At 66.3% G+C, this 14,017-nt stretch carries 12 protein-coding genes and 1 pseudogene; 3 read left to right on the plus strand and 10 right to left on the minus strand.

Annotated features, from left to right (window positions below; translation table 11 throughout):
• Nucleotides 1-129: 129 nt before the first annotated feature.
• Together SLQ30_RS09930 and SLQ30_RS09935 are read right to left on the minus strand one after the other, a co-directional pair.
• Nucleotides 130-3,342, minus strand: coding sequence for a hypothetical protein (locus SLQ30_RS09930; RefSeq protein WP_319446115.1), 3,213 nt, complete (start codon nucleotides 3,340-3,342; stop codon nucleotides 130-132).
• A 20-nt stretch (nucleotides 3,343-3,362) separates the two neighbouring features.
• Nucleotides 3,363-3,812 (minus strand): hypothetical protein, encoded by a 450-nt coding sequence (locus SLQ30_RS09935; protein WP_319446116.1) that lies wholly within the window; start codon nucleotides 3,810-3,812, stop codon nucleotides 3,363-3,365.
• Nucleotides 3,813-4,304: 492 nt separating this feature from the next.
• Here SLQ30_RS09935 and SLQ30_RS09940 point away from each other — a divergent pair, with 492 nt between their 5' ends.
• Nucleotides 4,305-4,655 carry a hypothetical protein gene (locus tag SLQ30_RS09940; RefSeq protein WP_319458312.1) on the plus strand — a complete coding sequence of 117 codons (351 nt, stop codon included), beginning with the start codon at nucleotides 4,305-4,307 and terminating at the stop codon, nucleotides 4,653-4,655.
• 50 nt (nucleotides 4,656-4,705) lie between these two features.
• On the plus strand, nucleotides 4,706-5,284 hold the full coding sequence (locus tag SLQ30_RS09945; RefSeq protein ID WP_319446118.1) for a hypothetical protein: 579 nt from the start codon (nucleotides 4,706-4,708) through the stop codon (nucleotides 5,282-5,284).
• Here SLQ30_RS09945 and SLQ30_RS09950 read toward each other — a convergent pair.
• From SLQ30_RS09950 to SLQ30_RS09960, 3 genes are read right to left on the minus strand one after another with little or no spacing between them, the layout of a single operon-like run.
• Nucleotides 5,253-6,374 (minus strand): hypothetical protein, encoded by a 1,122-nt coding sequence (locus tag SLQ30_RS09950; RefSeq protein ID WP_319446119.1) that lies wholly within the window; start codon nucleotides 6,372-6,374, stop codon nucleotides 5,253-5,255. The genes SLQ30_RS09945 and SLQ30_RS09950 overlap by 32 nt on opposite strands.
• Nucleotides 6,371-7,462, minus strand: a complete 1,092-nt coding sequence (locus SLQ30_RS09955) for a helix-turn-helix domain-containing protein (protein ID WP_319446120.1) — start codon at nucleotides 7,460-7,462, stop codon at nucleotides 6,371-6,373. The genes SLQ30_RS09950 and SLQ30_RS09955 overlap by 4 nt, the downstream gene beginning before the upstream one ends.
• On the minus strand, nucleotides 7,462-8,082 hold the full coding sequence (locus SLQ30_RS09960; RefSeq protein WP_319446121.1) for a hypothetical protein: 621 nt from the start codon (nucleotides 8,080-8,082) through the stop codon (nucleotides 7,462-7,464). The genes SLQ30_RS09955 and SLQ30_RS09960 overlap by 1 nt, the downstream gene beginning before the upstream one ends.
• A gap of 257 nt (nucleotides 8,083-8,339) precedes the next feature.
• On the opposite strand from SLQ30_RS09960, the gene SLQ30_RS09965 reads away from it, so the two are divergent.
• Nucleotides 8,340-8,846 carry an ASCH domain-containing protein gene (locus SLQ30_RS09965; RefSeq protein ID WP_319446122.1) on the plus strand — a complete coding sequence of 169 codons (507 nt, stop codon included), beginning with the start codon at nucleotides 8,340-8,342 and terminating at the stop codon, nucleotides 8,844-8,846.
• 448 nt (nucleotides 8,847-9,294) lie between these two features.
• On the opposite strand, the gene SLQ30_RS09970 is transcribed toward SLQ30_RS09965, so the two are convergent.
• The 5 genes and pseudogenes from SLQ30_RS09970 to SLQ30_RS09990 all read right to left on the minus strand — a co-directional run bounded on the left by SLQ30_RS09970 (nucleotide 9,295) and on the right by SLQ30_RS09990 (nucleotide 13,978).
• Nucleotides 9,295-10,002 carry a helix-turn-helix domain-containing protein gene (locus tag SLQ30_RS09970; RefSeq protein WP_319446123.1) on the minus strand — a complete coding sequence of 236 codons (708 nt, stop codon included), beginning with the start codon at nucleotides 10,000-10,002 and terminating at the stop codon, nucleotides 9,295-9,297.
• Between the two features lie 98 nt (nucleotides 10,003-10,100).
• A pseudogene (locus SLQ30_RS09975) lies at nucleotides 10,101-10,306 on the minus strand (ArsR/SmtB family transcription factor); the annotation flags it as partial.
• A 419-nt stretch (nucleotides 10,307-10,725) separates the two neighbouring features.
• Nucleotides 10,726-11,886, minus strand: coding sequence for an MCE family protein (locus tag SLQ30_RS09980; RefSeq protein ID WP_319446484.1), 1,161 nt, complete (start codon nucleotides 11,884-11,886; stop codon nucleotides 10,726-10,728).
• 119 nt (nucleotides 11,887-12,005) lie between these two features.
• Nucleotides 12,006-13,568, minus strand: coding sequence for an acetolactate synthase large subunit (locus SLQ30_RS09985; RefSeq protein ID WP_319446124.1), 1,563 nt, complete (start codon nucleotides 13,566-13,568; stop codon nucleotides 12,006-12,008).
• Nucleotides 13,565-13,978 (minus strand): hypothetical protein, encoded by a 414-nt coding sequence (locus SLQ30_RS09990; RefSeq protein WP_319446125.1) that lies wholly within the window; start codon nucleotides 13,976-13,978, stop codon nucleotides 13,565-13,567. Before SLQ30_RS09990 ends, SLQ30_RS09985 begins: the two co-directional genes overlap by 4 nt.
• Nucleotides 13,979-14,017: the final 39 nt, after the last annotated feature.

Here is a 14,017-nt window from a genome sequence, read left to right on the forward strand (position 1 = left end):
GAACGGGCGACCGAAGCCTCACTACTTGACCTCGACAACAACGCTCACACCAGGTAGTCGCCTCGCTCACCTCGTCGCTGCTGCAGTCTCGGCAGCCATCCCAGGCAAGCCGACCACTGTCGTGTGGGGCTAGACGGCTGACCGCTGTGCGACAACGGTCGCCGCAAGTGCGCGCACGCCAGCGTCGCGCGCCGACGAACTGAGGTGGTGCAGCAACCCAAGGTAGTGGGTGGTCTGCAGCTTGGCGGTTTCGGCGGAGAACAACGAGGCTCCCATGTCTGTGTGGCGCATTCGCCCAAGGCCTTTGACGGCATGCAGGGCCGTCAATGCCTCGTAACGCTCTGCCAGATCGACATCGGACATCGCCGGCAATGCAACACCGAATCGCCCCAGCGCACTGCAATACTCGCGGGCCAACTCGTTGCGTGTCGTCCATGCCGATGGGTCGTCGGCGGGCAACAGCGGCAGGTCGTCGATGACGGTAACCGCCTCTTGCAGCAGGGGCAGGTTGATGCTCGATTCGAGGTCGATGAGGACGAGATCGTTGTCATGGGTCCACAGCCAGTTGCCGGGGTGTGGGTCCTTCTTGGCCACGACGGGTGCACCTGGCTGGGCGAGGAAAGCCAACGCCGCAGACAGTTCGGCCCGATCGTCGGGACTTAGGCCGAGTTTGCGGCCGGCCTTGTCCAGTTGACCGTCGAAGGCCCTTCGCTCAGAGTGGGCTGCACCGGCCGGCGTCGGGTGGGTTGTCCAACGCCAGCCCTGGTAGGCCGCCAGGTAGCGCAGCGCCTCGCGGAAACGTTCCAACGGTGCGGGTCCAGCGCCGGCCTGAGGGTCAACGACGCAGGCGCCCAGGACGCGGCCCTGGGCCCTGGACATCACGTACACGGCGTCGGTGTCACCGATGTTGACGACGGCCAGTGGTTCGGGCAGTACCCATGTCCGCGGGCAGTTCTGGGCATCGAGCCAGCGCCGGAACGCCTCGGTGTCGTCGTGTTCCTTGATGGCAGCATCGCGTGACAGTCGTTTCAGGACGAGCGCCTTTTCCAGGAGACGATGGGGATCGTTGATGATCCGCACCCCGCGTTCGCCAGCGCGCACCTGTCCGCCGAGGATCGATGCACGGAATTCGCTTGTGGTCACGGCGAGTTCGGCCGCACGGGCCGTGAGCGCGGGGCGGTTTCCGGCGATGAGCAGATCGCTGAGTTCGGTGGGCGGTTGGCCGGACAACTTCTCGGAGTCCAGGCGTTCGCGTTTGGTGGCGAGGCTGGCCAGCTGCAGGACCGACCATGGCCAGTGGGGGTCGCATACCGCCGCTTGCAGCGCGCGGCGCGCGGCCGAAGTGAGCTGGGAGTCATCACTGGTGATGTCGCAGAGCCGCAGGGCGATCGCGGCACTGACGCTACGGTTCTCGCGGACGACGTTGCCATTGTCGAAAGCTTCGTCTTTGAGGTGCAACGCTTGTTCGAGGTCCTCGACGGAGTTGTCCCGCACCCCGCGGCGGTAGTGGGCGTCACCGAGCAGTCCGGTGAGTTCGACGGCGTGCTGACCTGCTTCCCGTGCCGCCTGCAGGTGAGTGACGGCGAGGTCGAGCAGTTCGGTGTTCCAGGTGAGGGGGTAGCCGCGCAGCGCCGCCTCCCCCAGGCGGCCGTGCGCGATCGTTGCGTCGAACATCGCGCGGGCCAAGTCAGCGTTGCGCTCCGCGAGTTCGAACGCCTCACGCAGCCAGGTGACGGCCTCGGTCAGCAGGCTCGCCGCCTGTTCGGCGTCGACCTCGTCACCGCTGAGCAGCATCTTGGCCAAAGCGAGGCTGCACGTTGCGGCGTTGGACAGCGCGTCGACGCTGGGATGGTGATCGACGGCGTCGAAGCTGCGCCGGTACAGCTCGACTGTTCGTGCCAGGCCGTCGACGTCCTCGGTCTGTCGCGCCAGCAGCCAGGACAGCAGGGCAGCATGGCCGGCGACGTGACGGCGGCCGGCCGCACTCAGTGCCGGATGGTCGATCTCGACTTCGAGACGGCCCAGTGCGCGGTCGAGACGACTGCCGTCGGCCTGCTCGGGGGAAGACTGGATCAGCACCCGACAGCCACGCATGAGCGCCGCGGCCGGGATTGCCGACGCCGCTGGGACGGCCAGGATTTCGTCGATGACCTCGCCCAGCCGAGTCATGTCGTCGCCGGCGATGGCGGCGTCCACCGCCCGTTCGAGATCGTCGAACTGAAATTTCGCGTCGGTGTGTGGTGAGGACGCCGACAGCAGCGCTCGGGCTTGTTCGCGATCGTGTTGGGCCGCTGAAGGATTGTTGGCGCGCATATGGATGCGTGCCCTGTCGAGCAGCCCGGCGACGATCACCCCGGCGGCGATGTGCCCGGTGGCGCGCGGGTCGAGCCAATCGTCGAGGGCGTCGTCGAGGTGCACTCGGTTTCTGCGGCCGTCAGCGTCGGCGTCGAAACGGTACAGGGTGTTGCGGACCTGACCTCGCTTGGCGAGCAGGTATCCGGGGTGCACACCGGAATCTTGTTCGGCGGCTAGGGCGTCGGTGTACTCGGCGTCTGCTTGGCGCAGCATTGGCGTGCCCTCGACTGTCAGGCCGGCGCGCACCGCGCTCAATCCGAGTTCTAGGCGCAGGTCGGCACGGGCGCCGCGCAGGCGACGCGTCGTTGCGTTGCGCGAATCCAATGCGTGCAGGGCCGCCGTCAACGGGGCCGGATCGCGCGTGAGGGCGTAGCGGCGCAAGTGCCCTTCGGCGAGGTATGCGTAGTGTTCCTCGCTGCGTTCGCCGAAACCCTCGGCCAGCAGCGAATGCTCGTGGGCTTGATCGAGCAGGGCGAGCCGTTGTACCCCGTCTTCGGTGCGCCGTGCCACGATGATCGACGCGGTGGCGATTTGGCTGTGATACATCCGCTTTTCGTGATCTTTCAGGCGCGGCTGCTTTTGATGAACCCACAGCAGCACGGCCACCGACTGCTTCAGCAGATAGACGCCGATCGGTGTGCCGGGCTGTTCGGCGTCCAGGCGCCGCCCCAGATGAAAGTAGCGGCTGCCGAGTTGTCGGCGGATTTCGACCTGCGTGCGTGTCAGGCCCATCCGCTGATCGCCGAGCACCGCACGCAAGTCCGGCAGGTCGCGGTCGAACTGTTCGCGGAACAGCTCCAACAACACGATCCAGGCAACCTCGTCGGACTTGGGCGCCCCCCGGGTGCTCTGCCACGCCGACACCAGCACCCGGGTGTCCGGGTCCCGCTCCAAGCCTGCCAGCGCGTGTCCCTCGATGCGACGCTCTAGCCGAGCAGTCAAGTCTGCAGACACGTCGAGGCCATTGCGCACCAGTTGGCTCGTCACCGCGGCGACGGTGTGTTGATCTACCACGGCGCCGCGACTTGCTCGCGAGCGGTCACCGCGAACTCACCTATGGCGACACGGCTCGAATCGGTCCGATCGTTCACCTCGGCGCGGTCCTGGGCGTTCTTGATCGCCGCCGTCCGGTCCCGGGCATCTCGGGCGAGCGTGACGAGGTTGTCGTCAGCGGCAAGGAGTTCGACGTCGTAATAAGCCGCCCAGGCCGCGCTGCGCGCGGCGTAGACCGCCGAGTTGTCGACCGTCGCACCGGGATAGGCGTGTTCGGCGAACCACCTGTCGGTGAGTACCTTGCGGAACTCCATCATCGCGGCGGTAAAGCTGCGATACGCCTCGATGCGGCTCTCGTGTAGCCGCGCGTGGGCAGTGTTGCGACGCTGCAGGTATTGCGTCAACAACGCGCCGACCACCGTGCCGGCCAAGGCCCCCACCACTCCCACTAACGCAGTCCCCATAGGCCGGATAGTACTGACATCAGTGCTCAAGAGGTGCCACCCAGACTGCCGATGCCCGCTCGGCTCGATGCCACCAACTGTCGCACGTCCATCCGGTCGTCACGGCTGTCCCGCCGACAACTGTTGACCAGGCGTCGACAATCGGTGCCCTACACCGCAGCATCAAGTACCCGACGCCGCGCACCGCAAACGTGCAAACCGCCCCCTGGTCACACTCCCCGTGGTAAGTCCCCCAGCTGACGGCGACGCGGGCCGAGTTGGCGTTGTTCCCTCGCGTGCCAGGGCGGCCCTCGACTGCAACGCGAGCGCCTCTGAGCGCCGGTCGATCAGCTACTCGGTTTGCGAAATAGACACCGCCAGAACGCTTCACCGCCATGAGGACTTTGTAGCTGTCGATCATTGGCTCTCGTCGGCAGCATCACACTTCAGGGAAAGCTGTTGTCATCGTGTTGATTACAGAGTATTACTGATAGAATTATCAGTATGCTCTCGATGCCGATTGGTCCGCGGCGCGTCAACGATTTGCGGCGGGTGACGATCCCCACCCGCGAGGCGAGCACGGTCGGCATCGCGCCGGATTCTTGGGTCGTGGTAAGCGCCGACAAACGCGATGACGGCGTACTGGTGATCAGACCCGCACGCGGTTCGGCACGCAGCTACGGCATCAGAGACCCGAAGAGGGCTCGCCGAGTTTCCGACACCGGTCAGGTCACCTTGCCTGCGGCGCTACTCAACGGATCGGGCATCGAGGTGGGCGGTTTCGTCGCGTTCACCTGCACGCGGACGGGGTTGCGCGTGTTCTCCGCGGATCGAGTCCGCGGACCCGAGCGCAGGTCGGCGTGATGACCGATCCCGGCGCAGTCACGCCGCCAGGCGTGAGGCACGATTGCCCGATGCTGGGTGGCGATGTGATGCATCCGATCACGTACTCGGACCTCGAGGTCGTCGAACGAGCGGTGCGCACGGTGCGGGCGTCGGCGGTGGTACTACCGGCCACGGATCTGTCGGGGTTCCATGGATTTCCCCTCATCGAGTGGTCTGCGGGGCTGGCTGATCGCTTACGCGGCGGGGCCGGCCCGATGCTGGATCGGGCCACGTTGTCGCTGTGGGAGTCGTGGCCCTCAGGTGTGGAATGTGCCCCACCGCCGGCGCCACTGCGGATCCTGGGTTTCGCGTCGACCGCGTCGTGGCGGCACGCGGTGCGTGCCACGCGCGCGCTTCGCGGGTTCGGCGCCGGGTGCGTGCTGACGACCACACGGCCCTCGGTGATCAGACTTTCGGAGGCCGATTTCGCCGGGGTGTACGTGATCCAGGTAAGCCATGACGGGGCCAACGAAGTGCTGGTGCACGGACGGGGTGGTATCGAGTCCGCGTCGAGAATGGTTGCCACCCGTTACTGGGAGGAACGGTTGCTGGCGCACGCGTTGCGGGTGGGTGCGGTTAGACGCCCACCGTGGACGGGGCAAGCTTGATCCATTGGGCCAGTGAGTCCTTCGGGATCCACAGTCCGTCGGTGGCCTCTCCGACGGCGAAGTGTTCCAGCTGCGCGTACAGGCACATCTGAGTCCACGCCGAGGCTGCAGATTGTCCCGTGGACACCGCGGCGCTCAGCGCGTGTCCGATGTCGGCCAGGGCGGCGACCGAATGCTGAAACGCGGCGTCGGGCGGATGGGGATCCGACGCGATCCAGGTCAGGTCCCGGCCCGCGCAGTACGTGCATTCGCATGTCCACGCGGCCAGGCTCGGATCGAGCCGGTAGGCGTTCTCGAACCGGGTGTTCAGGAAATAGCCGAGTAGCGCCGGAATGAGGAACGACAGGTGGTTGGCTCCCCCGCCGCCGTCGCGCAGCGGATAGATGTGCCGATAGGTGGAGGTCGTTCCGACCGCGGCGCCGGCAGCGCCGTGCGCCAGCGCTCCGACGGCGGCGGCATCGGAGCGCAAGAGCAGCACCGGGCTGTCGGCCCGCAGAATCTCGACCAGCCCTGCCACTGCTCCGGGCTGATCGAAGGGGTCCTTCTCGTCTTCGACCATCACCGCGACGGGCGCCGAATGTTTGTCGATCAAGTCCTTGAGCGTGGAGGCGTCCTCGGTGAGCCACGTGCCGGCGATCGGCAATGCGGTGATCACCCCGGGCCCCAGCGCTGCGCCGGCCTTTAGCGTGGTGGCGAGTCCGTGGTGGTCGCCGGCCGCGCAATATCCCGAGTCGGTCAGCGCCCACGGCAGGTCGTGGTGGTGCTGGAAGGTGATCCAATCCCGTTGCGGGGGTGCGGATGCGAGTTTGCGACCCTTCCCCGTGTACAGGCTGGCGTCGATGAGGATGTCGGCCTTCGGCGCGTGCTTGCGGGTGTGGTGGATCGCGCCGGCGCTGTCGGGCTTGGCGTGTGCTCGTCGCAGCGGGCCGACCGAGTAGACGATGCCGACCCCGTGGGTTCCCACCAGTTCGGTCGCCGCGCTCGCGCGGTGACATTCGGCCTGCACCAGTAGATCCGAGTTCAGCCCGGGCAACGCGCGGCTGGAGATGTGCGACATCGGCACCGAGTGTTCGGCAGCGTTTTCGGTCATGGGTTTATCAGCCTCAATTGGGTGCGGGGCGCGTCATTTGATCGCCGGGGAAGGTAATTGCGTGCAAAGGCGTCGTCGGTCATGACCGCTGCGCGGGCCAGATCATGCACGGTGTAGTCGTGATCGGCGACGTGCACGTCGATGACCGATGTCAACGTCCGCGGCGTTTCGGCCGCGAAGGTGCCGGGCTCGACCGTGCGCCACCCCAGTCTGCCCAGTTTGATCTGGAATTCCCGGTATTGGCGCTCGGAGATGAGGTCCAAGTCGTAGGCGCGACGGATCAGCGCCGCGATCGAGATCCCCCACTGCGCCTTGAGTTGCATGAGCCGAGGAAAGTCAGCCGTGCTCAACCCAGCCAGCTGCGGTCCGATTTCAGCTGCGGGAGCGAGGAATTCGGCAGCGAACCTGTCGGCTTCTCGTTCCTGATCGTCGCCGGGCACGCTGTGCATGACCAGATGCCCAGCCTCGTGGCAGGTGGTGAATCGTTGCCGGTCACCGGACAGGCCGGTGTTGACCACCATGACCGGTGGGCGGTCGAGGTCGCGCGGCCAGGTGGACACGGCGTCCTGGGCGTTGGTCCCCAGTCGGCGCATGACAACGATCACTCCGACGGCCTCAAGCAAGCGCACGACGTCGTCGATGGGTCCCGATGGCACGCGCCAGCGGATCCGCAACTCACGGGCCACCGCTTCCGGGTCGCCGAATTCGTCGATGTCGAGGCGCTCCAGCCGGGCCTCGGGCACGATCTCGATACCGTGCAAGAGACCTTCCACCGACACCCGGGTCAGGTGCGTGATGGCCTCGATGCGACGTTTGGCCGCTGCCGTCATCTTCGAGTGCCGCCGGCGATGATGCAGACAGGTCACTTCCAGCCCCTGCACCGGCGTGTCATCGGTGAGCAGTTCCGGTGGGCAGTCCAGCGCCGAGGCGACCGCGAGGAGGTGATCGCCACGCAGATCCAGCAATCCGGATTCGACCTTCGATACGAAACCCTGACTGACCTGCGCGGCTTCGGCCAGCTCCTTCTGCGACCACCCTCTGGCCTCCCGGACGAGGGACACCAGCCGTGGATGGGCCGTTTCGGCCATCAGGCTCCTGACTCGCGATCGAGACGCTTGCGGACTGCGGTGCGCGTCGACCGAATGACCGGCGCAGACAAGGGAAGAAGGGGAAGCTGGCATGCGATCGGGGCGCTGCGCGGCAGCGCGATCGAGTAGTACGGTTCGTCGCCGACATGGCAGACCAAATACGTTCCCGCAAGCGCCGTTGCACCCGCGTCCACCACGTAGCCGGCCGTGAGGATCGTCGCCTCCGGCATTCCCGGCAGGCACGGGTCGCCCAGGTGATAGGCCAACCGAACCTGGCGTTCGGTGTCGGTGGGACACAGGCGCAGTGAGGCAGTCAAGCGTTTGAACCGCACCTGAACCCGTCCACCGTGCAGACTGACCCACGGCCTGCCGTATCGGTCCTCCACACTCACACCGTCAACTCCCGCGAACAGCTGATGTGCCGGCGCTCGGACGAAGTCGGTCACCAACATCGCTCGGGTCCCCGCGCTGGCACGAGCCAACGAAGAACCCGCCAGTTGACGAAGCCCCTGAAAGTCCTTCCACGCAACCTGCAACACCTGACCGAACCGATCCAGATGATCACGCACGATCGGCGTCATCTTGGCCTCCGCCAGCGGCGGATCAAGTTTGACATCCATCGGCAGACTCCCCATCCCATGACTACACCAGCGATGATATCAGCAAGTTATTGAAAGGGAATTTTTCGCCACGCTTTTGCCGGGCCGTGGATTCGATCGGCTCACACTGCCGAAGCCGCGCCGGATCGACCGGCCGCGGCGCTTCGCAGAACGACGAATCAGAGCTGCCCGGCCCGCCCTTGGTCCACCCCTCGCAACGCCCGTTTCCGTCGAGCAACGCCCCGGAGGAAGTTGGGATCGTGGCCTACCATCAGGCGATGCGGAGCCTCGGTGGTAACCGGAGCTCGTTCACGCGGGTCACCGACGGGGTTCGCGCGTCCGATCATGGACCGGAGCAGGCCGGTCGGCCTGGAGAGTCGGTGCCGCGGGGCCTCATCGTTCGGGATCCGTATGCCTCGCAGCTGTTGAATGGGGAGAAGATCTGGGAGATTCGGGGCAGACCGACACGGATTCGGGGGCCGGTCGTCATCGTGAAGCAGGGCAGTGGCAAGGCGTATGGGATCGCGAACCTGGTCCGCGTGCTAGGACCTCTTGACCTCGAGGACCTCGTCGCTTCGCCAGAGGTCCCGTCGCAGGAGCGTGCTGACCTACGACGCGACGGGCTTCCTTATCGAAGAACCTACGCCTACGTCTTCACCAGCCCTCGATGGTTCGAGCATCCTGTGTCCTACCGGCACCCGAACGGCGCGGTGACATGGGTTCGTTTGCCGGACTTGGATTTGGACCACGTTGAGTGTGTTGCGCCTTCCCTGCGCATCGTCTGACTTTCTGGTCTGGGCCGCCGCGCGGACGTCGCTGTACGTGCTGTCGAGCCCAGCGAGGACGCGCCGACACCGGAGTCATGCGACGGTGACACTGCACGGTTGGCGGGGTTGATGGTCGAAGCGCCGTCGCCGGTAGTGCCGGCCGAGTTCCAGCAGCTTCGACAACGCCGGACGGGTAGAACTGGAGCACCGGCAACGGTCGTCTCGTGCGGCCGATGTCTCGCCAGAGGGTTCAACTACTCGGAGGTGATCATCGATTCACCGTTGCCCAGGGGGCCTGGACCCCATCCCACCGGCGTACGTGCGACCGGTACCCCCCGTGGATGCTCGATGCCGTAGTCGTTCCTCATCTCGAGTTGCGACGTGCTGCCTGAAGTGACTGATGGTTCACCAGCGTCACCGAATCCGCACGAGTTCGGCGTCGCGAATCCGTTAGCGCCAGGGGAAGCTAGCCGCCGCGTCCGCTGTGCGTGATGGCGATGGCATGCGTCGTACGTCGCTCGAGGAAATCGACGAAGTAGGGAAGCCGTTCGTGGCGGAGGAGACCAGGCAGCGTCCAGCTCCATGACCGTTGCAAGGCACGCAGAAACGTCTCGGGCTCATCCCACGACAGCGTCTTCTGCAAGCCGAAGTACATGGACGCAAGGAATCGCGTCAGCTCGGCGACGCCCCATTCCTTGAAGTCCTGCTGCGCAATGGCATGCTCGGTCGCCGCGGCCATGACCGCCACCCACGCATCCAACCGCCGGTCGGTGCGCGCACAGACCCGATCAATCGAATCGAGCAACCGGACCCGAGCGCGCGCTCCGGGACTCGTCAGGTCATGAACGGCAACGGCATACATCACGTCAATCAACGATTCCAATCCCGGGAGGCCATGGACGAGAATCGAATCACGTTCCGTTTCAAGGATTCTGAGATCGTCTTCGATCACCGCAAGGGCCAGTTCGTCCTTCGACCCGAAGTGCCCGTACACCGACGCCTTGGCGACGCGGGCCTCGTCCGCAATCTCTTCGACGCTCACGACGGCGAACGGCGCGACGGAAAACCGTCTGGTCGCCGCGTGCAGGATCCGAGCGTGGACGCTTTCGGGTGCGGCATCGTCCGCGCGCGTCGCGGCGGGCTTGCGCGAGTCTGCCGGATCTAATGTGGCCATCGTAGGACTTCAGATACCTTGGGTCGCAGACTCATTCGCCACTTGTGACGATCTGGTCCCCCCGGCAGGGACGGCCGAGTCAACGGAGGCAGCGCATTGAGCTCGCTCAGATGTTGAGACAGAAGTGTCGACTCGACGTCGAACGCCACATGGATCACGCTGGCCGGAGTCGGCCGCATACTCGCGCTGAGCACCTCGAGTATGCGGATCCGGGCAGGATGCGCCAGGCCTTGAACAGATTGGCCTTGATCTCGTAGAGGGGCTGGTCGGCGATACGGCATCCTGGGTCCCTTCGATGGCTCAGTCCGAACGACGCGACCGATGACCTAGTGGATCGAACACACCCGCAACGGGAATAGCACTCCCCGTAACTCAGCTTATAGCGTGGAGTTCGACATACTTTGCCGATGCAGCAAATTTCAGTTGAGTGTCGTCGAGCGGTGGCGCCGGCGACGTTGCGTTTGCTGCTAGACCTTCCTGACTCCCATGGAACTGGAGCGCACCTCCGCCGTTGATTTGACCCAGGGCCTCGGCGAGGTCGTCCGGTAGCGGTTCGGCGGCGGTCAATGGTCGTCGCAGATCGTGAGACGGTGCGGTATCGGCGTGCGGTGCGGACGAACATCCTTGATACTCCGGCCTTTTGGTGTTCGTTGCAGCAGATGGCGGCCAGCGAACCCCATCGGCCCGGGTTACCCCGCCTGGGGCCGCTGTCATTGCTTGCTGTCACGGGTTGATGGCGTTCTCCCCGATCTGTCGGCCCCAGACGTGTTCGATCGCGCTGGGCTGGCCGAGTTCGGCGTGGTTGTAGGGCGCGATGGAGGCGCCGGTGTCCATCACCAGGTATGGCGCCGGCCACAGGTCGCGTGTGACGGGCTGCCAGCAGCCCGGCCTGCCCTCGGGGCCGCCGTGCGCGTTGATTCGCGGCAGGTTGTCGGGGTAGACGTAGGGATTGCCTGGGCCCACGATCGTCCCGGAGGTGACCGCCGAATACCCGTTGCCTCCGACCGAGGCGGAAATCTTGGGTTCGACGTCGTGGAAGTTGCGGATCGTGCACAACAGCGCCGGGCTGTGTTCGTCGAACAGCTGTGAGGTCGGGAGCAGATCCTCGCCTCCGCGGACCAGATACGGGCTGCTGCGCTCGACGATGTCGCCGCCGGTGTTGCCAAACCCGATGGCCGCCATCAATACCTGATCGATGTCGGCTTGATTGTCGTTGAGGGTGCGCGCGACGGTCGCCGCGTTCTGTAGGCCGTCGAACAGATCCGGTGCGGCGTCGGTGTAGGTGTCGCCGAGGTCGGCCAGCAGCTGGCCGTCGCGACGCAGCTGTGGCAGCTGCGGGTTGACGTCGGCGAGGATGTCGTTGCCGTCGGCGATTGACTGCCCGAATCGATCCCCCAGCCCGTCGAGGGCTTGCGCGGTGGCCGCCAGTGTTTGGTTGAGCTTGATCGGATCGACCTGTTGCGCAACCGACACCATCGTCTCGAACAGCGTGTTGATCTCAGTGCTCACCTTCGTCGCGTCGATCACCTCGGATGCGGTGATCCGTTGCGGCGTTGGGTTTTCCGGCGGTGCGAAGGAGACGTACTTGTTGCCGAACATCGTAGTGGCGCTGATGTTGGCTTCGACGTTTCGCGGGATCAGGTTGAGGTACTTGGGTTCGAGGTCCAGCGTGATCTTGGCCCGGGGTTGCCCGCCGACGCCGACTTCTTCGACATTGCCTACCCGGCCGATCTGGACGCCGTTGTAGGTGACCTTTGCGCCGATGTCCATCGACAGGCCCGACCGTGTCGAGATCATCGTCACCTGTTCGGTTGGCGTCAGATCGCCCCGGAACTGAAGCAACGTGCACGCTACCGCGGTGGCCGCGGTGACGAGCATGACCACCGCGGCGCTGCGGTACGGCGGGTCGTGTCGCCGGTGTGGGAACCGGTTACGCCGTGGCGCCGTCGGAGCGGCGAGTCGTCGGTGGCTCCTGAACGTGGTCACTGCCGCGGGCCGTGCGCTTACCACGGTCCGGGTACCGAGGCGTCGATGAGGTGGGGTCCTGGTTCGCGCAGCGCGGCGCTGAATTGTGCGGCGAGTTCGCCGGCGGTGCTCGCGCGCGTGGCCGGTACGCCGAAGCCCTCGGCGATGGCGACGAAGTCGAGCTCTGGATCAGACAATCGCAGCAGCGATCGCGCACGGGCACCGCTGGTCGTGGTGCCGACGCGTTGGAGCTCGAGCCCCAAGATGGCGTAGGCGTGGTTGTTGAGGATGACGGTGGTGATGTCGAGCCGTTCGCGAGCCATCGTCCACAGCGCCGAGATGGTGTAGACGGCGCTACCGTCGGCCTGTAGGGCGATCACCGGGCGGCGCGGCGCGGCGACGGCGGCGCCGATCGCGACGGGTAGCCCTTGGCCGATCGCGCCTCCGGTCAGCGTCAGCACGTCGTGGGCCGGCGATGCTGCCGTCGCGGCGGCCAGGAACAGCCCACTGGTGTTGGCTTCATCGGAGATGATCGCGTCATCAGGCAACAGCGCGCCGATGACGCGGGCCCAATTCTGCTGGGTGAGTGGACCACTCGGCAGCGACGGCCGGGCCGTGGCCAAATCGGGCAGGTCGGGCGCGCCGAGGCGGTCGGCGAGTTCGTCGAGCGCGGACACCACCTGGTCGCTGGTCGATGCTGCCAGGGTGTGCACGGTGGCGCCGGCGGGAAGCAGGTCGCTGGCCTTGTCGGGGTAGGCGAAGAACGCGACGGGCGATCGCGCCCCGGCCAGGATGAGATGTGTTGCGCCGCTCAGCTGCTGCTCGGCGTGCTCCGCGAGATATCCGAGGCGCTCGATGTCGGGTAGCCCGCCGCCTCGGGCCAACTTCGCGGGAAACGTTTCGACCAGTGCGGTGGCGCCGGTGGCCGTTGAGATGCGCGCGGCGGCGGCCAGCCCAGCTCGGCTGGTGGCTTGCCCTCCGATCAGCAGGACGGCGTGTTCACCGTTGGTGCGCAGCATGTCGGCGGCCGCATCGACGTCGAGCCCGCCGCGACCGTCTTCGGCGACGAGCGGCAGCGGCGCGGTGGGGCCGGCGGTCGCGGGACTCCATGACAGGTCGGCGGGCAGGATCAGCGTGGCGATGCGCCCCGCTGGGCCGACCGCGCTGCCGATGGCCTCGGCCAGGGCGCCGTCCAGTTCGGCAACCGAGGACGGGCGGTGCACTGACCCCTGCACCCAGTCGGCCAGCGCTGCGATATCGGATTGCAGTGGGGCATCGAAGGGTTGATGATGGGTCGCGTGATCGCCGACGACGTTGATCACGGGGCTGTGGGCCCGGCGGGCGTTGTGCAGGTTGGCCAGGCCGTTGGCCAGCCCGGGGCCCAGATGCAGCAGGGTCGCTGCGGGTTTGCCGGCGACCCGGGCGTAGCCGTCGGCCGCCCCGGTGGCCACGCCTTCGAATAGGCACAGGATCGCCCGCATCGCGGGGGCGTCGTCCAGGGCGGCCACGAAGTGCATCTCCGAGGTTCCCGGGTTGGCGAAGCACACCTCGACACCACCGTCGAGCAGCGCGCCGATGACGGCGCGCGCTCCGGTCGTCACGGCTTGGACCCTGCGCTGCCTCGCAGCAGGACCAGCGCACCGATGCCCAACGCTGCGTCCTCGATCACGGTGGCCGCATTCCACGGTCCGCGACGCGCACCGCTGCGCATGGCCGCGGCCCGGGTGAGGGCCAGCAGCAGCGCCGCGATCCCCCAGGAACCCAGGAACGCCTGGTCGGTGCGCCCGCGCGCGTAGGCGATCACGCCGTAGCCCAGCCCGGCGTTGAATGCCCCGATTTCGCGTTGATACCAGCGGTTACGGGGCCATCCGTAGTGGTCGGCGACACGGTCGGGGACGACCAGGTGGCCGGCGAAGGCGCCGGCGGCCATCGCGAGTGCCCCGGCGCCCAGGGCCTTGTGCGCCCAGCTGATCGGTCGCTGGGGCGGTGTGGCGGCATCCGGTCGATTCATCGATCCTCCTAGTTGACTGATTATCAATCAGTGTGCGAC

The organism is Mycobacterium sp. RTGN4 (assembly GCF_033804635.1).
In the GTDB taxonomy this organism is placed as follows: Bacteria; Actinomycetota; Actinomycetes; order Mycobacteriales; family Mycobacteriaceae; genus Mycobacterium.